The sequence below is a fragment of the Tenacibaculum xiamenense genome (assembly GCF_964513065.1).
GTDB lineage: Bacteria > Bacteroidota > Bacteroidia > Flavobacteriales > Flavobacteriaceae > Polaribacter > Polaribacter xiamenense.
The window spans coordinates 364,054-386,758 of record NZ_CAZEQU010000016.1 but is presented as its reverse complement, the minus strand read 5'-3'; the positions used below and the strand labels follow the sequence as shown (position 1 = coordinate 386,758).

Below are 22,705 nucleotides of genomic sequence, written 5' to 3'. Positions count from 1 at the left end.
TCCAACCGATCCATGTATCCCTGATGCAACGGATGCAGATAATGATGGTGTTTGTGATACAGTAGATCCAAACCCAACGGATCCATGTATTCCGAACGGGAATGATGAAGATGGCGATGGCGTTTGTGATAGTGTAGATCCAAATCCAACCGATCCATGTATTCCAAATGGAATAGACGCCGATAATGATGGTGTATGTGATAGTATAGACCCTGATCCAGCCGATCCATGTAACCCAAATAATAATGATGAAGATGGTGATGGCTATTGTGATGGAGTAGATCCAAATCCAACAGATCCATGTATTCCAGATGCAACAGATGCCGATGGTGATGGTATTTGTGATACGATTGATCCTGATCCAAACAATCCATGTAATCCAGATAGTGCTGATGAGGATGGCGATGGTTATTGTGATAGTGTAGATCCAAATCCAACGGATCCATGTATTCCAGATGCAACAGATGCTGATGGTGATGGCATTTGTGATACGATCGATCCCGATCCAAACAATCCATGTAATCCAGATAGTGCTGATGAGGATGGCGACGGTTATTGTGATGCAGTAGATCCAAATCCAACGGATCCATGTATTCCAGATGCAACTGATGCAGATGGAGATGGTATCTGTGATACAATAGACCCTGATCCAAATAGTCCATGTGATCCAAACGCTTTAGATAGTGATGGTGATGGGGTATGCGATACGGTAGATCCTGATCCAAATGACCCATGTAGTCCAAACGGATCAGATAGTGATGGCGACGGCGTGTGTGATAGTATCGATCCAAATCCAACGGATCCATGTATACCAAATGGAACAGATGTTGATGGTGATGGCATTTGTGATACGGTAGATCCAGATATTACAGATCCATGTCCGATAGGAGCACCAGATGCGGATGGCGATGGAATCTGTGATGCAGTAGATCCAGACCCAGCAGATCCATGTGTACCAAATGGAACGGATAGTGATGGTGATGGTGTTTGTGACACAGTAGATCCAGATCCAAATGATCCATGTAGTCCTGATAATACGGACGCAGATGGCGACGGCGTATGTGATACAATCGACCCAGACCCAGCGGATCCATGTAATCCAAATAGTAATGATGAAGATAATGATGGTGTTTGTGACACAGTTGATCCTGATGTAACAGACCCATGTAACCCAGATAGTGCAGATGCAGATGGAGATGGTATTTGTGATACAGTAGATCCCGATCCAGCGGATCCATGTAATCCAAATAGTAATGATGAAGATGGAGATGGCGTATGTGATAGTGTAGACCCAGATCCAACCGATCCATGTGTACCAAATAATACGGATGCTGATGGTGATGGCATTTGTGATACAGTAGATCCAGATCCAGCTGATCCATGTAATCCAAATAGTAATGATGAGGATAATGATGGGGTATGTGACACAGTAGATCCCGATCCAACCGATCCATGTATACCAAACAATACGGATGCAGATGGAGATGGAGTTTGTGATACGGTAGATCCAGACCCAGCAGATCCATGTAATCCAAATAGTAATGATGAAGATAACGATGGCGTATGTGATACAGTAGATCCTGATGTAACGGATCCATGTAGTCCAGATAGTGCAGATGCCGATGGTGATGGAATCTGTGATACGATAGATCCTGACCCAGCAGATCCATGTAATCCGAATAGTAATGATGAGGATAATGATGGCGTATGTGATACAGTAGATCCGGACCCAACGGACCCATGTGTACCAGACAATACGGATGCCGATGGTGATGGAGTTTGTGACACAGTAGATCCGGATCCAACAGACCCATGTATACCAAATGCAACAGATATAGATAATGATGGCGTATGTGATACAATTGATCCAGACCCAGCCGATCCATGTAATCCAAATGTAACCGATACTGATGGTGATGGTGTTTGTGATGTGATTGATCCAAACCCAACAGACCCATGTATCCCGAATCCATTTGCAATAGCTACAGGTGATTGTGATGGTGATGGTATTAGTAATGGTTCAGAATATGATGCAGATGGCGATGGAAATGGACCAGATGATTCAGATGGTGATGGTATTCCAGATGTATTAGATATAGATGATGATGGCGATGGTATTCCAACTAGTGAAGAGGTTGGTACTGATCCAACGAATCCAACAGATACTGATGGCGATGGAACACCAGATTATTTAGATACCGATAGTGATAATGATGGAATCTCAGACTTAGTAGAAGGCGGAGGAGATCCTAGTTTAGATGCAGATAATGACGGAGTGATCGATGATCAGACTGATACCGATGGTGATGGACTTCCAGACTCAGTAGATCCAGATAACGGAGGAACTTCATCAACAGGACCAGACAGTGATGGTGATGGACTTCCAGATTATCAAGATTTAGATAGTGATGGCGATGGTATTAATGATGTTGAAGAAGCAGGAGGAACAGATGCAGATGGCGATGGTCAAATAGATACAGGAGATTTAGTAGATGGTAACAATTTACCAGACACTGATGGCGATGGAACTCCAGATGTGGAAGAACCAAACAACCCAGACCTACCAGGAAGTTTAGATTTAGATGGCGATGGTGTGATTGATGATCAAACAGATAGTGACGGAGATGGAATTGCAGATTCAGTAGATGGTTTAGTAGGCTTTGGAGATGCAGAGCAAACCGATACTGATGGTGATGGTATTCCAGATATTCATGACTTGGATTCTGACAATGATGGAATCTTAGACAGTGTAGAACAGGATGGTGATCCAAATAGAGATACTGATGGTGATGGTATTCCAGATCATTTAGACTTAGATAGTGATGGTGACGGAATCTTAGATATTGTAGAAAGTGGACAAGATGCTGCTGCATTAGATACCGATGGAGATGGAATGTTAGATAGCACAGTAGATGCAGATAATGATGGTATTGTAGATACAGCGGATAATGATGATAATGACATCAATGCAGGAGGAAGTACTACACCAACCGATAGTGATGGCGATGGAATGCCAGACTTCCAAGATACCGATAGTGATAACGATGGAATCTCAGACTTAGTAGAAGGCGGAGGTGACCCTAGTTTAGATGCAGATAATGATGGCGTTATTGATGATCAAACTGATAGTGACGGAGATGGACTAGCAGATTCAGTAGATCCAGACAATGGAGGAACAGGATCAAGTACCCCAGATACCGATGGCGATGGACTTCCAGATTATCAAGACTTAGATAGTGATGGCGATGGTATTAATGATGTTGAAGAAGCAGGAGGAACAGATGCAGATGGCGATGGTCAAATAGATACCGGAGATTTAGTAGATGGTAACAATTTACCAGATACTGATGGTGATGGAACTCCAGATGTGGAAGAACCAAACAACCCAGACCTACCAGGAAGTTTAGATTTAGATGGCGATGGTGTGATTGATGATCAAACAGATAGTGACGGAGATGGAATTGCAGATTCAGTAGATGGCTTAGATGGCTTTGGAGATGCAGAGCAAACCGATACCGATGGTGATGGTATTCCAGATATTCATGACTTGGATTCTGACAATGATGGAATCTTAGACAGTGTAGAACAAGATGGTGATCCAAACAGAGATACCGATGGCGATGGTATTCCAGATCATTTAGACTTAGATAGTGATGGTGACGGAATCTTAGATATCGTAGAAAGTGGACAAGACGCTGCTACATTAGATACTGATGGCGATGGAATGTTAGATAGTACAGTAGATGCTGATAACGATGGTATTGTAGATACAGCGGATAATGATGATAATGATATCAATGCAGGAGGAAGTACTACACCAACCGATAGTGATGGTGATGGAATGCCAGACTTCCAAGATACAGATAGTGATAACGATGGAATCTCAGATTTAGTAGAAGGCGGAAGTGATCCAAGTTTAGATGCAGATAATGATGGAGTGATTGATGATCAAACGGATACCGATGGTGATGGACTGGCAGATTCAGTAGATCCAGATAATGGAGGAACAGGATCAAGTACCCCAGATACCGACGGAGATGGACTTCCAGATTATCAAGACTTAGATAGTGATGGCGATGGTATCAATGATGTTGAAGAAGCAGGAGGAACAGATGCAGATGGCGATGGTCAAATAGATACAGGAGATTTAGTGGATGGTAACAATTTACCAGATAGTGATGGTGATGGAACTCCAGATGTGGAAGAACCAAACAATCCAGACCTACCAGGAAGTTTAGATTTAGATGGCGATGGTGTTATTGATGATCAAACTGATAGTGACGGAGATGGTATTGCAGATTCGGTAGATGGCTTAGACGGCTTTGGAGATGCAGAGCAAACGGATACCGATGGTGATGGTATTCCAGATATTCATGACTTGGATTCTGATAATGATGGAATCTTAGATAGCGTGGAACAAGATGGTGATCCAAATAGAGATACCGATGGTGATGGAATTCCAGATCATTTAGATTTAGATAGTGATGGTGACGGAATCTTAGATATTGTAGAAAGTGGACAAGACGCTGCTACATTAGATACCGATGGCGATGGAATGTTAGATAGCACAATAGATGCTGATAACGATGGTATTGTAGATACAGCGGATAATGATGATAATGATATCAATGCAGGAGGAAGCACTACACCAACCGATAGTGATGGCGATGGAATGCCAGACTTCCAAGATACCGATAGTGATAACGATGGAATCTCAGATTTAGTAGAAGGCGGAAGTGATCCTAGTTTAGATGTAGATAATGATGGAGTGATTGATGATCAAACAGATACCGATGGTGATGGACTGGCAGATTCAGTAGATCCAGATAATGGAGGAACAGGATCAAGTACCCCAGATACAGATGGTGATGGACTTCCAGATTATCAAGACTTAGATAGTGATGGTGATGGTATCAATGATGTCGTAGAAGCAGGAGGATCTGATTCTGATTATGATGGTCAAATAGATACCGGAGATTTAGTAGATGGTAACAACTTACCAGATGAAGATGGAGACGGAACTCCAGATGTGGAAGAACCGAACAACTCAGACCTTCCTGGAGATCTTGATGCTGATGGAGATGGTGTTATTGACGATCAGACTGATAGTGATGGTGATGGTATTGCAGATTCAGTAGATGGATTAGTTGGCTTTGGAGATGCTGAGTCAACAGATACTGATGGTGATGGTATTCCTGATATTGACGACTTAGATGATGATAACGACGGAATCTTAGACAGTGTAGAACAAGATGGTGATCCAAACAGAGATACCGATGGTGATGGAATTCCAGATCATTTAGATTTAGATAGTGACGGTGATGGAATCTTAGATATTGAGGAAAGTGGTCAAGATGTAAGCGTAGTAGATGCTGATGGCGATGGAATGTTAGATAGTACGATAGATGCAGATAATGACGGTGTTATAGATACAGCTGATGCTGATGATTCGGACCCTAACTCTGGTGGAAAGACTAACCCAACAGATACTGATGGTGATGGTATTCCTGATTTCCAAGACCTAGATAGTGATAATGACGGAATGTCTGATTTATCAGAAGGAGGAACAGATGCTTCTTTAGATACCGATGGTGATGGCGTTATTGATGATCAAACAGATACTGATGGTGATGGTATTGCAGATTCAGTAGATCCAGACAATGGAGGAAGTTCTGCAACTACCCCAGACACTGACGGTGATGGTGTTTCTGATTATCAGGATTTAGATAGTGATAATGATGGAATGTCCGATTTAATAGAAGGAGGAAGTGATGCTTCTTTAGATAGTGACGGCGATGGTATGATCGATGATACAACAGATGCTGATGGAGACGGAATGATGGATGCAGTAGATCCGGATAACGGAGGAGATTTACCTGATGTGCCTGATACTGATGGCGATGGAAGCCCAGATTATCAAGATATAGATGATGATGGTGATGGTATTTTGACTGCTGAAGAGGATATTAATGGAGATGGAAATTCTGGAGATGATGATACCGATGGTGATGGTATTCCTGATTATTTAGATACTGATGATGACGGAGATGGTATTGATACTATCGATGAGAATGCCGATGGTAATGGTAATGGCGCTCCTGAAGATGCGATGGATTCTGATGGTGATGGTATTCCTGATTATTTAGATCCTGAAACTTTGGAATGTTTAACTGTATTTAATGAGTTTACACCAAATGGAGATGGAGATAACGATACATTTGTTATTGCTTGTATCACAGAAGATAAGTATAAAAATAATCGTTTAGAAATCTATAATCGCTGGGGTAACCTAGTCTATAGTAAAAATAGATACGACAATAGTTGGGATGGAACTTCCGCTGGAAGATTTAATATTCAAGCAGAAGAAAAGCTTCCATCTGGAACATATTACTATGTTCTTGATCTTGGCGATGGAACTGAACCAAAAGTGGGTTGGGTTTATATAAATAGATAATAATATTTTCAAAGAATATTAATTAACCTCTAAACTTTTTGCAGAATTAAAAAAACACCTTTAATTAAAGGTGTTTTTTTAATTGTCAATCACTACAATTACAAGAAAATACGTAATTTCGCACATTCAATAAATATAATGACAAAAATGAGTAAAAAGTTTACTGAGTACAAAGGATTGGATTTACCAAAAGTAGCGGAAGAAATATTAAACTATTGGGAAGAAAACAACATCTTTGAAAAAAGTATTACTAGCCGTGAAGGAAATGAGCCATTTGTGTTTTTTGAAGGACCTCCTTCTGCAAATGGACTACCTGGAATTCACCATGTAATGGCACGTGCCATTAAAGACATTTTTTGCCGTTATAAAACTCAAAAAGGATATCAAGTAAAGCGTAAAGCAGGATGGGATACACATGGTTTACCTGTTGAATTAGGTGTAGAAAAGGAGTTAGGTATTACGAAAGAAGATATCGGAACAAAAATTACCATAGAAGAGTATAATATTGCTTGTAAAAAAGCAGTTATGCGTTATACAGATATTTGGAATGACCTAACTCAGAAAATGGGATATTGGGTAGATATGGAGGATCCTTATATCACCTATAAATCGAAATATATGGAGTCGGTTTGGTGGTTGTTGAAGCAAATTTACGATAAGGACTTGTTGTATAAAGGATATACTATTCAACCATATTCTCCAAAAGCAGGAACGGGTTTAAGTTCTCATGAGTTGAATCAACCTGGAACTTACCAAGATGTTACTGATACAACCATAGTTGCTCAGTTTAAGACAATAAAAGAAACCTTACCTGAATTTTTACAAGTAGAAGGAGATGTTCACTTTTTAGCTTGGACAACAACTCCTTGGACATTACCAAGTAATACTGCGTTAACTGTTGGACCTAAAATTGACTATGTTTTAGTGAAAACATTCAACCAATATACATTTGAGCCAATTCAAGTAGTATTAGCTAAAAACTTAGTTGGAAAGCAATTTGCAGGAAAGAAGTTTAATGAGGTTGAAAATTCAGAGGATTTAGGAGCATATGAAGCAGGTGCAAAACAAATTCCTTATTTCATTGATAGAGAGTTTGTAGGGAAAGACTTGGTTGGAATAAAATATGAGCAACTATTAGATTATGTATTGCCGTATCAAAATCCAGAAAATGCATTTAGAGTAATCTCAGGTGATTTTGTAACTACCGAAGATGGTACAGGTATTGTACATACAGCACCAACTTTTGGGGCGGATGATGCTTTAGTTGCTAAACAAGCGACTCCAGAAATTCCACCGATGTTAGTGTTAGATGAAAACGAAAACCCAGTGCCATTAGTAAACCTCCAAGGAAAATTTAGACCTGAATTAGGTGAACTTGCAGGAAAGTACGTAAAGAATGAATACTATACAGATGGTGAGGCTCCTGAAAAATCGGTAGATGTAGAGATTGCAATTAAATTAAAAACAGAAAATAAAGCATTTAAAGTAGAAAAGTATGTTCACAGTTATCCAAACTGTTGGCGTACCGATAAACCTATTTTATACTACCCATTAGATTCATGGTTTATTAAGGTTACCGATATCAAAGATAGAATGTTCGACCTTAATGAAACAATTAACTGGAAACCGAAATCAACTGGTGAAGGACGTTTTGGAAATTGGTTGAAAAACGCTAACGATTGGAATTTATCTCGATCACGTTTTTGGGGTATTCCTTTACCAATTTGGAGAACAGAAGATGGAACAGAACAAGTTTGCATAGGATCAGTTGCCGAATTGAAAGAAGAAATGCAAAAAGCAATCGAAGCTGGAGTCATGTCTGAAGATATTTTTGCTGATTTTGAAGTTGGAAACATGTCTGAGGATAACTATGATAAAATCGATTTACACAAGAATGTAGTTGATAAGATTGTTTTAGTTTCTTCAACAGGAAAACCAATGCGTAGAGAAAGTGATTTAATTGATGTTTGGTTTGATTCAGGATCAATGCCTTATGCACAATGGCACTACCCTTTTGAAAACAAAGAGTTAATAGATAATAACAAAAGCTATCCAGCTAATTTTATTGCTGAAGGAGTTGACCAAACTCGTGGGTGGTTCTATACCTTACATGCAATTGGTACTATGGTTTTTGATTCTGTCGCTTATAAAAATGTAGTATCTAATGGACTTGTTTTAGATAAGAATGGTCAAAAAATGTCGAAGCGTTTAGGGAACGCCGTAGATCCTTTTAAAACATTAGGAGAATATGGTCCAGATGCTACACGTTGGTATATGATTTCAAATGCAAATCCATGGGATAACTTGAAATTTGATTTAGCTGGAATAGAAGAGGTAAAACGTAAGTTTTTTGGAACACTATACAATACCTACTCTTTCTTTGCTTTATATGCAAACATAGATAACTTTACCTATAGTGAAGCGGATATTCCTCTGAATGAACGTCCAGAGATTGATAGATGGATTTTATCTGAATTAAATACATTAACAAGCAAAGTAGATAAGTTCTATGCCGATTATGAGCCTACGCGTGCTACTAGAGCAATTTCAGACTTTGTACAAGATCATTTAAGTAACTGGTACGTTCGTTTATGTAGAAGAAGATTCTGGAAAGGGGAATATGCTCAAGATAAAATTTCAGCATACCAAACCTTGTACACATGTATGCTAACAGTTGCTAAATTAGGTTCTCCAGTTGCGCCATTCTTTATGGATAGACTTTACAAGGACTTAGTTGCTGCAACAAGTGTAGAAAAAGCAGAAAGTGTACATATAGCTAACTTCCCAGAGTTTAACAAAGATTATGTAAATAAATCTTTAGAACGTAAAATGGAAAACGCGCAAACAATCTCTTCTTTAGTGCTTTCTTTGAGAGCGAAAGAAAAAATCAAAGTTCGTCAACCATTACAGAAAATCATGATTCCTGTACTGGATGAAGTTCAAAAGGAAGAGATTTTGGCAGTATCTGATTTAATTAAATCGGAAGTAAATGTTAAAGAAATTGAGCTTCTGGATGATGCTTCTGGAATTTTAGTGAAGCAAATTAAACCTAATTTCAAGGCTTTAGGTCCTAAGTTTGGTAAAGATATGAAGTTGATAGCCAATGAGATACGTGATTTTTCACAAGAAGATATCGCTACTATTGAAAAAGAAGGGGAGATAAGTGTAAAAGTTAATGATAAATTGATTAAATTAGAATCCGCTGATGTAGAGATTTCATCGAAAGATATCGAAGGTTGGTTGGTTGCAAATGCTGAAGGCTTAACCGTTGCTTTAGATGTTACGATATCAGATGATTTACGTAAGGAAGGAGTTGCAAGAGAATTAATTAACCGAATTCAAAATGCACGTAAAGATTCTGGATTTGAAGTAACAGATAGAATAAAGTTAACCTTTTTAACTTTTGCCGATCTACAAGAATCAATATTAGCGAATGAAAACTATATCAAAACGGAAACTTTAACCAACGAACTCATTTTTGTTGATACGTTGGAGGATGGTGTAGAAATTGAATTCGATACCATCAAAAGTAAAATGTTAATTGAAAAAATATAACATTATGGATGATGTAAAAGTGAGATACTCAGACGGAGATCTACAAGAGTTTAGAGAAATTATTCTCGAAAAAATTAAAAGTGCTGAAAACGACCTTAATTTGTTAAGAGATTCATATAAAAATGGATCTGACAACGGAACTGATGACACGTCACCAACATTTAAGTCGTTTGAAGAAGGAAGTGACACGATGGCTAAGGAAGCTAATATGCAGTTAGCAATTAGACAAGAGAAGTTTATTCGTGATTTAAAAAATGCTTTGATAAGAATTGAAAACAAAACTTATGGTATTTGTAGAGTAACTGGAAAGTTAATCCAAAAGGAAAGACTTAAATTGGTTCCTCATGCTACTTTAAGTATTGAAGCAAAACGTAAACAATAGAATCAAACGATTCGCTGCAAGCGAACTAAATAATGATAGATAGGGCTTTGTAAAAGGAGCCCTATTTTTTTTAGCCTAAAAAATCTTAACAGTCAAGTTATTTCCTTTATTATACCTTTGAATAAGGTTGTTATATTCTATCCAAATGAAATTAATACTTAGTATAGTTAACATATTATGGTTTACGGCTTTTTTTGCCCAAGAAAAGTTGAGTAAGGTTGAAGAAATTACCTCCAAAGAGGTGGTTATTAATAGCAAAGGTTTGGATGATTTAGTAATTAAGAATTCAAAAGATAATTTTTTGAGAGTTTCTTTGGATAATAAAAATTCAGGGGATTACTATATCAGCACCAATAAAATTTCAGGTCAAATAGAAATTAGTTTTAAATCAAATGATTTTGTTAGAGAAGAAATTTTCCGGAAATTTATTACAAATAGAGTTAGTGGAGTAAATGCAGTTGTTGAAGTACCAGTAGGAAAATCTATAACTGTCTATGGAGAAGACCTTGGAGTGAAGTCTAAAAGCTATAAAGGTGATTTAAGCGTCTATATTAAAAGAGGGAATATATACCTTAATAAGATTGAAGGAACCTGTAATATGAGCTTTTTTCAAGGGAATTTGTATACTTCGAATGCTAACTTCAATATGAATATAAATTCAAATAAAGGAAAGGTTCTTCTTAATGGAGAAGAAAGGACATCACCATTTGCTAGAAATGAGATAGGTATACAGATGTTTTTAAAGGTAATTACCATTCATGGTAATATTTTTATCAATAGTAATTAATTAAAAATCAGTTTTTAACTTTTGAAGTGGTTTTCGTACTTATACAATTAACGAAATTTTATAAAAATTAAACGTAACGGATTGTATTTTGCGAGGTCAAACACCTAACAATAAAAGTTAAATAATGAAGAAAACATTACTATCAGCAGCTCTTACTGCAGTATTATTAACTAGTTGTAGTTCAACTAAAAATACTGCTGCTAATGACTTAGCTGTTAAGAACCCAATCCAAACAACCTTAGATTTAACCAAAGTAGAAAATGATAAAGTACCTGTAACTGTAAATCCTGGTCGATTTACTACTGAAAAGGTAGTTTACCGATTACCTCGTGTAGTACAAGGAACTTATTCTGTAAGTGATTTTGGTAAGTACGTTGATAATTTGAAAGCTTTAGATTACAATGGAAACGAATTACAAGTAACAAAAGTCGACACGAATACTTGGGAAATAAGCAATGCGACAAAACTAGATAAAATAACATATTTAGTTAACGATACCTTTGATTTAGAAGTTCAAGGAGGAATTGGAGGTGAGGTACCATTTTCACCAGCAGGGACAAATATTGAACCAACAAATTATGTGTTAAACTTGCACGGGTTTATTGGTTATTTTGATTCTTTAAAAGACAACCAATACAAACTGGATGTAATTTCTGATTCAAAACATAAAAGAACATCAGCATTACAAGTAGTGGATGCAAAACCAAGTGAAGATGGAAATAAAACGACATCGAGATACTTTGGGTCAAGATATTTTGATATTACCGATAATCCAATGTTTTATGGAGAGTTAGATGTAGAAGAGTTTCAAGTTGGTGATATTAAAATTGTATTGAGTGTTTACTCTCCGAATAAAGTACATTCTGCAGAAAAAATAAAGACTGTTGTGCAAAAAATGATGCAAGCACAAAAGACTTATTTAGGTAGTATTAATAGTACTGCTCGTTATGATATCTATTTATATTTATCGGAAGGAACTGAAAAGGCTCCAAAAGGATTTGGCGCGTTAGAACATCATACATCGACAGTGGTTGTATTGCCAGAAGCAATGCCTGACCAAGCTTTAGCAAAAACTATGATTGACGTTGTTTCTCATGAGTTTTTCCATATTGTAACACCTTTGAGTGTACATTCTGAAGATGTACATTATTTCGATTACAACCAACCTACATTTTCGAAGCATTTATGGATGTACGAAGGTATTACAGAGTACTTTGCTACACACTTCCAAGTAAACCAAGGTTTGGTACAAGAAGAGGAATTTTACAATAAAGTTTTAGGTAAAATAGCATCGGCATCTTCAATGAATGATACCATGAGTTTTACTAAAATGAGTGAGAATATTCTTGAAGAGCCATATGCTTCTCAATACATAAATGTGTATCAAAAAGGAGCTTTAATTGGTATGTGTCTTGATATTCTTTTGAGAGAAGAAAGCAATGGTACAAGAGGAATTTTATCTTTAATGAAAGAACTATCATTAAAATATGGGAAAAACAAACCTTTTGAAGATGAAAATCTAATTAGCGAGATTACTAAAATGACCTATCCTTCAGTAGGAGAGTTCTTAAATACACATGTTGTAGGAACAACACCTATTGATTATAACAAGTTCTTCGAGAAAGTTGGTTTACAAGAAAAGGAGACGAAAGTAGAGACCAACTATATTCAAAATAACGGAACTATGATATTGAATCCTGATAAGGCAACTCAAACAGTTAGGTTTACAAATGCTGTAAAAAACAACGGTTTCTGGGCAGATAATGGAGCTTTACCGAATGATGCTATTAAAGAAGTTGACGGAGTAAAGGTTACTAAGGAAACTGCTCAACAAGTATTCATGAAAATGTACATGTGGAAACCAGGAATCGATATAGAAGTTAAGTTAGATAGAGAAGGAAAAGAAGTGGTTATTAAAACAACATTAACTCAGTCATATACTAAAGGAGGAGGATTACAAGAAAATCCAAATGCTTCTGAAAAGCAAAAGCAGTTAAGACAGGCTTGGTTAAAAGGATAAGAAACCAAGTTACAACGTAAGTTCGATGTAAGGAATCTTAAAATTTAAAAAGTGTCAATTCGAGTGAAAATTACTGGATTTTTGTATCGAGAATAGCTTTTTAATGGCGGAAATCAATAGTTCTCGATATAATTTTCACTTCGTTAAAAACCACTTGAACTGACATTGATTTTCTTATTTCGAACTCATATAAGTTATAGTAAAAAGTAAAAGACCAATACGATAGTATTGGTCTTTTTTAGTAGTAGGAAAAAGTTTGGTAAAACATTAGTCTAAAAACCTTGTTTTCAACTCAGGAGTTGGTAAATAGCAGGCTTCCTTTTTGCCAAACCATTTGTAACGATTTTTGGCTATATAGTTATAAACGGTATCTCTAATAAATGACGGAATTACCAAAAAAATAGCTAATAAATTTATAGGGAATTTGAGATTTGAAGCAATCAATAATGCAGCCTTCGATCGAGAGTATATTTTTTTCTCTTTAGTGAATAGCAGAATTGAATCTGTCTTCTCTCTGTCTATATTAAAATGATTAATAATTTTTGTTCCTGTATTCCCTTGTAACGATGTAAATAAAAACTGATTCTTTTTGTCATGTTTAATAACAAACTGGACACTGCTGTTGCATAAGTTGCAAACACCATCAAATAGAATCAATTTTTTATTTTCAGGAATATCTGGTAACATAAACTATCTGTTATAAGGTCTTTCATTTATCCAATGAAAACCTCTATTGGTCAATAAGAATTTTTTCCTGTAGTCTTCATACCTTTTTGCTTTTACAAAAATAGTATCTTTTGTGAAGGTTCCATCAAATTGATAGTTTATAGAATCGAGTTTCGAAAATTTTAAATCAAAAATTTTCGTGCTATCTCTGTAATCTGTTAATGAAATTTTATTCTCAAGAGAATCAACATTTAATTTATACCATTTCCCACGGCCACCTTCAGCATATTTGACTTGAGCGTATTGTTTGCTACTAATCATAAGGTATTTCCATGGTTTAACTTTTAAACTATCTGGAGTGATAGAATCATTCTTCACAGAAAAATCATCTATTTCAAACAATCCTTGCATACGACTTTTCGAGGCTTCACCATAATATTTTTCTTTAGATTCGAGTGTTGAATACGCTCCATAACCTAAAGCATAAATAAGTAAAAAGGCTTTAATTCCGAAGAATATTTTAGAAGTTATATTACCAAATTTGGGTTTAAATATATCCTTTAACACAACCGGCTTTCTAAAGAAGAAGAATTGGAATAATGCTCCAAAGCTATGCGCTAGTAAAAAAGCTGACATTAAAAACAAATGTGTTGAAAGTATTTTTACTGGAACATCGTAAAAATAGTTTACGGCCATAACGTTGGCTGTTGTCATTAATGTTATAATAAGTCCGAAAACTAATGTTCTTCTAAATAAAAGAAGGACAGCAGCAATTTCGGCAATTCCCATAAACATATTATATCCTTTTGAGAAACCTAAAAATGTCCAGGCTAATCCCATAGGTGATGAATCACCATAGTTTTGAGTTAGCCTGTACATTGATGGCTGGGAAAATTGAAGTTGGATTACTTTAACCATACCGTAATTAATGAGCATGAGACCAACATAAAAACGAATGGCTAGTGTAATCCAGTAATATAACTTATCATAGTTTTTCCTTTTTGTATCTAAGATTGACCAAACGATACATGAGACGATAGCTATACAGAATATGGTAAATAGCAGCACATAATCGTACGTTGTATCTCCACTTCCGTTTGGACCTGTTTTAATTTCGTAGCTAATTCCTAAAATTGATTTTCCAACCCAAGGAATAAAATCATAAAGAACTTTCTGAAAAAAGTTTTGAATATATCCATAAAAGGGATAAGCACCGTTATTTTTAAATAGTATAAAAAGTGCGAAGTATGAAAAGAAAAACCTAAAAAGTACTTTTTGGGGTAAAGACCATAAGTTTTCAATGTTTAGTTTGCTTTCCATGGTAGTTAATTGCTTTAGATTCCCCCAAATCTAATCCAAGAAAACTACCTAAAATTGTATATTTCGGACATTAACGTTATTTTAAAGGTTTGAAATACATATCTTTTTCGGTATGTATACTAACATTTTTAAGGAAGGATTTTGGGTTTTCACCAGTAAGTTGCTTAAAGGCTTTGTTGAAAAGAGCTTGGTCGTAAAATCCAAAATCTAAGGCAATATCCGAAAGTTTTGATTTATCTCCATCGTCTTTAATTTTCTTTAAAACATTTCTAAAACGTATGTTTTTTTTTAAGGTCATAGGAGTAACTCCACAATGTAACTTAAACAAACGATACAATTTTTTATAACTACAATTGCATGCTGAAGCTACTTCTTCAATGGATAAATCCTTTTCAGAAATTAGTTGAATGGCTTTACTTATTAAATCTACGTTCTGTTTTTCTTTGAGGAATTGAAGAATAAATTCTTCAAAGATTTCAATCTTATGATTTGTTGAAGAATCAAAAAAATCAGGGAGCTGATTTAGCAGCTGATTAAATTCATGAATTTCAAAAAATTCTTTATTAAAAACTTGAGAAGTTATAAACTGAGCAAGCCCATGAGGTTTAAAAATAATTACAAATTCTCTAATTTTCCCTCTAGTTTTTATAAGCAACGGGGAAGTAAATTTATTTAATCCATAAAACTTATTTGAGCTATCTGAATTTTCAGCAAGGTATAATTGATTATTTACATAGTTTGGAGTAGCTTTTTCAGAGGCAATAACAACATTGTTCTCAGAAGGAAAAGCAAAGTATTCCTCATCTATTAAAGTATAGTCATAATAGAAATGAATATATTTTGCTAAAAGCTCATTTTTAGGTTGGTATATTTCAATTGAAGGATTTTTCATAGCTCAACTGTACTTTTAAGTAATCAACTAATATTGCTAATATAAGAATTGTGCTCTTTTAGAAGAAGTGAAGTAGAATAAGAATTGTTAAAGAACTTGTAATTCTATGTATATAAACAAGATTAAATAAGTTGACCTAAAGTCATTTCATTTCTTTTCTTATTTTTGTTTTCATTAATTCAGAAAAATGACAAAAAAGAATATAGCAATCCTAACGGTTATAGTAGCAATACTTATTGACCAAATTAGTAAGATTTATGTAAAAACACATTTCACTCTTGGAGAAGAAGTAGTTGTTTTTGCTGATTGGTTTAAAATTCATTTTACTGAAAACAATGGAATGGCTTGGGGATTTGAATTTGGTGGAAGAGGAGGTAAGTTGTTTTTAACGCTGTTCCGTTTAATTGCTGTTTCTGGAATTGTCTATTGGTTAACACAAAGTATTAAGAAAAACATTCACTCAGGAGTTATTATAGCAATTTCTCTAATACTGGCAGGAGCTGTTGGTAATATTATCGATTCGGTTTTTTATGGAATCATTTTCGATTCTTCACATGGACAAATAGCAACACTTTTTGCAGACAAGCCTTATGGTGAAATATTCTATGGTAAAGTGGTTGATATGTTGTACTTCCCAATTTACGAAGGAGAAAGTTTTACTTTTTTTAACGCGATTTTTAATGGTGCCGATTCTTGGATAACAATTGGAGTAGCCTTATTGTTTATCTATAACAAATATGCTTTTCCTAAAGAAAGTGAAGCTTAAACAATAGAAGAATTTTATTCTTTTTTATTTCAATGAGCCGAATGTCTTAGTAAGAACATCTTTCCAGTGTATTTACTAAAAGTCTAGTTATGTACGCATAAGTTTTGTAAATTGGTTTCAAAATAATTGTGTTTAACTTATTTGTAAATGAAATTCATAAAATATCTAGCCGTTTTTTTATTGGGCTTTTTGATTGCCAAATTTTGGTATGAGAAAAAAGAAAATCACTACCAAGAAGAGGAAGTCAAAGTCTTTTTAGATGGGATACAAAATATGAGCAAGTTAGTGGTGTCACAAGGGAGCTTCTCGGAGGTATTTAGCTTTTCTGATACCAAAAAGTATTTTTATGATTATTTGTCTTTTGAAAAAAAAGCAATACTTTCTGTGAATGCGAAAGTGGAAGTGGGCTATGATTTATCACAATTAGAGATCCAAATCGATTCCATTGAAAAAAGTATTATCATTAATAAAATTCCGAAAGAAGAACTCGTTATTTCTCCAGATATTAAGTATTTCGATTTACAACAGAGTCAGTTTAATACTTTTTCTAAGCAAGAACTCAATAAGCTTAATGATAAAGCCATTGAAAAGATAAAAACAACAGTTACTGTGTCTGATTTACAAAAAGACGCTAAAAACCGCTTATTTATAGAGTTGTCTAAAATTTATCAATTGTCAATATTGTATGGATGGAAAGTAGTTGATAACACCGATACGAAGTTGATTAGCTCTTTTGATGAAATACTTATTGTGGATTAACTACTCAATTAGCAAATTAAATACGGTTTTGTATCTTGTTTTTTCTTCCAAATCTTTTTGTCTGCCTCATCTTTTTCAAAATTCTTTTTGTACTTTGAATATAAACTACATAAGCTACTATTTTTTGGGTTAATGAGAATGATTTGAATATCTATATGTTCATGTTTATTAGAATTTACTTTTGCCAACTCAGGAATCGTTGTAGACCTTGTAAATCGTCCCATTCCTCTAGAAAATTTCCATGTTGTAGTATTGATTCTTGACCTTGAGAAATAATCCAATTGCGATTGTAACTAAAGCTGAGGTAACAATTCCATCTAGTATCGTTAGAAGATAGATAATAGCGGTTGCTTGTTGTGAAGAATCAGTTGTGTTAGATGTATTGGAAGGTTCTGGTGTGACTAGATACCTTATTGTAATTGATAATAACAATACCGCTCCAATAATTAGTAAAAAATGCTTTCGAGAAGATTTATTTGTTAAAAGTGTTTTCATATCTTGTTATTGAGTCTAACGGTTTGGTTTGTGTAAGAATAGTTGCGTTTTATACGCGACAGATTTTCCGTAGGAAAATCCGAGTATGCAAAATTGTGACTACTTTGATTTAGGCTAAAAACAGCAATTATTTTTACATATTGTGTAACACGTTTTTTTATTTCAATACTCCAAGCTTTACTAAAATAACCATTATAAGAACAAAGATTCCAGCTCCTACAAAAATTAAATATTTTTGGATAAACTTCTTTTTCTTTAATTTTTTTAACTCTGCCTGTAAATACATAGCGTCTGAACTAGCACTTATAGATTGTAGTTTCATTTCACACTGTTCGAGTTTTGTTAAACAAGCATCAGATAATGAGTTTATGTGTTTATCTTTTTCTCCAGTTTTCCAACCATTAGTTTTAATAATTAATAAAAGATAGTTAGAAAAATTTAAAACTTCAATTTTGTCTTCTGGGATTATTGTTTGTATAATTTCGTTTAGTTGATTATTTGTTTTGATAACCTCCTCTTTATTGTCGTCAATGTCAGATAATAACTCTTTCCCTTTTGAGAATAATTCTTTCCTATTTTCAGCTCTTCTTTGTTTAGCTTCTGCTTTTAGTTCAGCTTTTCGTAAGTCATTTTCAAGTTTTTGTTGTTGAACTTTTACACTTACTCTATTAGGTGTTGAATGTCCATCACCAAAAATTTTATTACTGACCCATTTACCAGTATTTTTTCCTAATTCTCTTTTAAAAGCATCTGTTCCTTTTCCCATATTCGATATTTATTTTAGTTAGTGTATAATGTGTTGCAACTATTTATATCCACCCCAATACAACAGTTATCCATATTATGATTCCAGATAACTCAACCGTTTAGGTTTTGTTATCCATTTAATTAATTATTCAAAAAGCCTTGCTAAAAAGTAAAATTGTAACAATAAGAAAAGAGATATTGAAGTATGCGGTTAAAGCATGTATCTCTAAATTTGTAGTATTTGGTTAATTTTTAGTATTGCTTTTTCTTTCTGTAGTAAACTTAATAAAATGAATTGAAATGGTTTTACGGTTTCCCTCAATCGCTATAGTTTAATTTTTGGTTTTGAATTTTAAATGATGAGTTTTTTTTAATTATAAATTTTAAGTGTTGAATTTTAAATTTTGAGTATTAGTGATTGGTTAATTGATAATCGCTCAGTTTGATGACGCAATTATTACGATTGTAATCAGTAAATAGATTTCTCAGTCACTATCGTTTCTTCGATGACACAGTTGGAATTTTCAATTATCTGTGTATTGATATCAATGACTCTATTTAACGTGATTTCGATGTAAGGATTATTAAACTTAAAAAGTGTCAATTCGAGTGAAAATCGTAGGATTTTTGTATCGAGAATAGCTTTTTAATGTCGAAAATCAATTGTTTTCGATACATTTTTCTTGGAAAAACACTCAAACTGACATTGATTTTCTTATATCGAACTCACGTTATTTATTCTTTCATCACCGATCATTAGTAACTTTTCATTGTTTCTATTCCCGAAGTCGTCCTGACGTGGGCAGGAAGCTCTCGACAGTTCTCGAAGTCGTCCTGATGTGGGCAGGAAGGTTTCGGCAGTTCCCGAAGTCGTCCTGACGTGGGCAGGAAGGTTCCGGCAGTTCCCGAAGTCGTCCTGACGTGGGCAGGAAGGTTCCGGCAGTTCCCGAAGTCGTCCTGACATGGGTAGGAAGCTTTCGGCAGTTCTCGAAGTCGGTCCTGACGTGAGCAGGAAGCTCTCGGCAGTTCCCGAAGTTGTCCTGACCTGGTCAGGAGGCTTTTGACAGTTCCCGAAGTCATGCTAGTGAGGCTGGGAAGGGGGGATTCTTTTCAGTTATCAGTGATACGTTTAAATCTTGAGTTTTTAGTGCTGTTGGATTCAGGTCTCGATGTGTTTTTTACTTCGTTAACCTTTACAGAGCCGACATTTTTTTTCTGAACCACTTTTCTTTTTCCATTGATGAAAAAGAAAGAAAAAATCTAGTCTTAACCAGCCTGCACTCAAAACTAATCATCCTCGAACCTAAATTAAAATAACTCGCTATCGCTCAAACAGATTTTAATTTTAACGGTTCTTGCGGTGTTATTTTTGGCTTGCCTGCTTATGACGAGGTATCTTTGATTGCTTTTTGCTAATCAACAAAATTTATCTTTCAAAAATATTTCATATTTCTATCATTATTACCGCGTGGTAAAAATTTTAGTCTTACGCCTCGACCTGACATTAGAAATAATAGAGGAAAAACTTATTGTAGAGGAATTACTCCATTAGCGATTTAAATTCAGGGTTTGTTTTTAGTTCTTCAAAAACAGGTTCGTTTTTGAATATGTTCTTGTTATTGAAACCATGTTTCATGGCTTTTTTAATTTCTACTAAAGCCTGATCTTTCTTATTTTTTAATAAGAGATTAGCTGCAGTTAAAATTAGATAATCAGGATTGTGCTTTTCCTTACTATAATACTTCTGTAAAAGAGCATCTACTTCTTCTGCTTTTTCTCTTCTAATCAAGGACCAAACTTTTAGGTTTTTCTTTTTAAAAAAGTCGAATTTATAATTTGGAACTCCTACAGTATTTACTGGATCGAAATCAATAACTTTATTCATACTATCTTCAAAAGCATCCCAATTAGCATTGTTATAATGGGTTTTTGATAAGGTTAGAAATAAGCCGTAACTCGCTCTTTTTCGATTCCAATCAGATTTTACTTGGGCTAGCAATGGTATTGCTGATGTAAGAGTAGAGGAGGCCATTTCGTTGTTTCCATATTCCATTAAAGAGCTCGCTGTACGAATCTTCATTTGAACACTGGTAAAAAAAAGATCTTGTGATGTTTCTTGTTGAAACATTCCAGTTGCATTGTATTTGTATATTGGTGTTGTTCTAAAAGCCGTTATGGCTTCTCTGTACCCACTAGCATTCGTTTGCATGGTAGCATTAGCCAATCGTATATAAGGAATTTTTTTTGCTTCTGGATCTTTATGATAAAGACTCACAGTATATAACGATTTGTAGATTGAGTAGAGTCGTGAAGAATATTTGTTTTCCCATTTAACCAACTCTTCAAAAGCAAAATTTAGATATTCGTAGGCAGCTTTATAATCAGTTTCTTGTTGTTCAAGTAATATTCCATATTTTCCAAAAACCACAGCTTTTTGAATAGGAGAGAAAGAGTCCGCTTTTTTCGAATGTAGCACCGCTTTTTCGTAATAGTTTTGAGCTTCATCAAGAGAATCAATTTCAAAGAAGTAATCACCGATTGACTCGTATAGATTTATTTTTTGTTCCGAAGTAAAATTTGCATCATCCAATTCAGTCAGCGTCTTGGTAAAGATACTCTCGTAAAAATCTCTTTTTTGATCTAAATGTCTTATTGCAAGAATTTTTAGCATTTTGGCGAGGTTCTGAAGAGTCAAATAATTATGTTCTTGATTGTTCTCAATAAGAATATTAAATGAAGTTTCATGAAATTCAAATACCTCCATCTTATCAGAAACTCTGATGTCATTTAAATATTGAGCTAAATTATGGTAGCATTGTGCCAATTGATATGGGAAACGACCAGCTTCTTTTTTTACCATTTCAATTAAACTGCATTGAATTAAAATAGCCGATCTGAAGTCACCATATAACCAATACGCTCTTGCTAATTCTAGATTAGCGTCAATAAGTTGAAGTTTTAATCCTGTTTGATCTTTTAACAAGTCAATAATCGAATTTAATGCAATAATAGCTTCTTCGAATTGTCCGTTTGACATGAGCAAGTTATAACGGAGGTATGAGGTGTTTAAATTCTGTTGAATTTGAAGTTTTAACTCAGTGTTATTTTTTGTGTCAGTTAGTTCCTGAAGGTTTTTAGCTAAGTTTTCGGAAGCTTTTTTTGAGTTGAGTAATTCTATGGCTTTTTCTATATCTCCATTTTTTACACCTTTTTCATAAGCTTTTACATAGGATTTATCTTGAAAATCAAGATTGTTTTGAATAATATATTTGATTAGTGAGGGAAGCTGGCTTTTGATTTTTGCGTATCGCTTTTTCCAGAAAAGAACTCCCTCTTGAGTATTCTTAAGATGTTTATGATATTTGGATTCCAATCGGAGAAGTTCTTTTCTACTCTCTTCTCCTTTTTTTTGTAACATGCCAAGAACACGTTCGTTTTCTTCACTCAGCGCTTGAAAATTTATGGTTTCTAATTCTGATTTCCAATTTTCTATTTGATTGGAAGTTGCCATGACAACGCGCAAATCTTTTTGTTCTTCAGGAAGTAAATTCTGCAATTCATCCTGATTCACTAATAATAGATTTGGTTTTCGTACTGAAATAGAAGCTCTATTTCCATCCAAATGAGAAAAAATTAGTTTAAACCTTCCTTTACTATCGGTTTGAGTGGGTACAGCTTTTCCTTTCGTTGCTTTAACTTCTGCAAATTTTACATATTCAGTTTTGCCTTTGTTGTAATCACTATTTAAAATGGAAGCTATCCCTTTAATATTGGTTTGCGCATTCACATTGATTAGTGAGAAAAACAAATAGGTGAAGATGAGCAATTCATTAGTTTTCATAGTCGTTTTGAGTTAATAAAT

General features: G+C 34.8%; 14 protein-coding genes (1 of these 14 cut by a window edge). 7 read left to right on the top strand and 7 right to left on the bottom strand.

The window, feature by feature from the left end; genetic code table 11:
• From ACKTTV_RS08440 to ACKTTV_RS08420, 5 genes are all read left to right on the top strand, one after another.
• On the top strand, positions 1 to 6,454 hold the 3' end of the coding sequence (locus ACKTTV_RS08440; RefSeq protein ID WP_408030389.1) for a PKD-like domain-containing protein. It extends 33,899 nt beyond the left edge of the window; only the last 6,454 of its 40,353 coding nucleotides appear in the window; its start codon lies off the left edge, out of view; its stop codon occupies positions 6,452 to 6,454.
• Between the two features lie 147 nt (positions 6,455 to 6,601).
• On the top strand, positions 6,602 to 10,009 hold the full coding sequence (ileS, locus tag ACKTTV_RS08435) for an isoleucine--tRNA ligase (protein ID WP_408030388.1): 3,408 nt from the start codon (positions 6,602 to 6,604) through the stop codon (positions 10,007 to 10,009).
• Between the two features lie 4 nt (positions 10,010 to 10,013).
• Positions 10,014 to 10,391 (top strand): TraR/DksA family transcriptional regulator, encoded by a 378-nt coding sequence (locus ACKTTV_RS08430; protein WP_408030396.1) that lies wholly within the window; start codon positions 10,014 to 10,016, stop codon positions 10,389 to 10,391.
• Positions 10,392 to 10,536: 145 nt separating this feature from the next.
• The gene (locus ACKTTV_RS08425; RefSeq protein ID WP_408030387.1) at positions 10,537 to 11,178 is read left to right on the top strand and encodes a hypothetical protein; all 642 of its coding nucleotides are present in this window, start codon (positions 10,537 to 10,539) and stop codon (positions 11,176 to 11,178) included.
• Positions 11,179 to 11,302: 124 nt separating this feature from the next.
• Positions 11,303 to 13,198 carry a M61 family metallopeptidase gene (locus tag ACKTTV_RS08420; RefSeq protein WP_408030386.1) on the top strand — a complete coding sequence of 632 codons (1,896 nt, stop codon included), beginning with the start codon at positions 11,303 to 11,305 and terminating at the stop codon, positions 13,196 to 13,198.
• A 267-nt stretch (positions 13,199 to 13,465) separates the two neighbouring features.
• Here ACKTTV_RS08420 and ACKTTV_RS08415 read toward each other — a convergent pair whose 3' ends face one another.
• From ACKTTV_RS08415 to ACKTTV_RS08405, 3 genes are all read right to left on the bottom strand, one after another.
• On the bottom strand, positions 13,466 to 13,885 hold the full coding sequence (locus ACKTTV_RS08415) for a thiol-disulfide oxidoreductase DCC family protein (RefSeq protein WP_408030385.1): 420 nt from the start codon (positions 13,883 to 13,885) through the stop codon (positions 13,466 to 13,468).
• A gap of 3 nt (positions 13,886 to 13,888) precedes the next feature.
• The gene (locus tag ACKTTV_RS08410; protein WP_408030384.1) at positions 13,889 to 15,184 is read right to left on the bottom strand and encodes a hypothetical protein; all 1,296 of its coding nucleotides are present in this window, start codon (positions 15,182 to 15,184) and stop codon (positions 13,889 to 13,891) included.
• Positions 15,185 to 15,260: 76 nt separating this feature from the next.
• A complete protein-coding gene (locus tag ACKTTV_RS08405) occupies positions 15,261 to 16,076 on the bottom strand; it encodes a helix-turn-helix domain-containing protein (RefSeq protein WP_408030383.1) in 816 nt (271 codons plus the stop codon).
• 187 nt (positions 16,077 to 16,263) lie between these two features.
• On the opposite strand from ACKTTV_RS08405, the gene ACKTTV_RS08400 reads away from it, so the two are divergent.
• Positions 16,264 to 16,842 (top strand): lipoprotein signal peptidase, encoded by a 579-nt coding sequence (locus ACKTTV_RS08400; protein ID WP_408030382.1) that lies wholly within the window; start codon positions 16,264 to 16,266, stop codon positions 16,840 to 16,842.
• 147 nt (positions 16,843 to 16,989) lie between these two features.
• The gene (locus ACKTTV_RS08395; protein ID WP_408030381.1) at positions 16,990 to 17,601 is read left to right on the top strand and encodes a DUF4230 domain-containing protein; all 612 of its coding nucleotides are present in this window, start codon (positions 16,990 to 16,992) and stop codon (positions 17,599 to 17,601) included.
• An 8-nt stretch (positions 17,602 to 17,609) separates the two neighbouring features.
• Here the strand turns inward: ACKTTV_RS08395 and ACKTTV_RS08390 are convergent, their stop codons facing one another.
• From ACKTTV_RS08390 to ACKTTV_RS08375, 4 genes are all read right to left on the bottom strand, one after another.
• The gene (locus ACKTTV_RS08390; protein WP_408030380.1) at positions 17,610 to 17,825 is read right to left on the bottom strand and encodes a hypothetical protein; all 216 of its coding nucleotides are present in this window, start codon (positions 17,823 to 17,825) and stop codon (positions 17,610 to 17,612) included.
• A 4-nt stretch (positions 17,826 to 17,829) separates the two neighbouring features.
• Complete coding sequence (locus tag ACKTTV_RS08385; protein ID WP_408030379.1) at positions 17,830 to 18,096, bottom strand: hypothetical protein; 267 nt, start codon at positions 18,094 to 18,096, stop codon at positions 17,830 to 17,832.
• A gap of 157 nt (positions 18,097 to 18,253) precedes the next feature.
• Positions 18,254 to 18,862 carry a hypothetical protein gene (locus ACKTTV_RS08380; protein ID WP_408030378.1) on the bottom strand — a complete coding sequence of 203 codons (609 nt, stop codon included), beginning with the start codon at positions 18,860 to 18,862 and terminating at the stop codon, positions 18,254 to 18,256.
• A 1,521-nt stretch (positions 18,863 to 20,383) separates the two neighbouring features.
• Positions 20,384 to 22,684, bottom strand: coding sequence for a tetratricopeptide repeat protein (locus ACKTTV_RS08375; protein WP_408030377.1), 2,301 nt, complete (start codon positions 22,682 to 22,684; stop codon positions 20,384 to 20,386).
• Between the last annotated feature and the right edge of the window lie 21 nt (positions 22,685 to 22,705).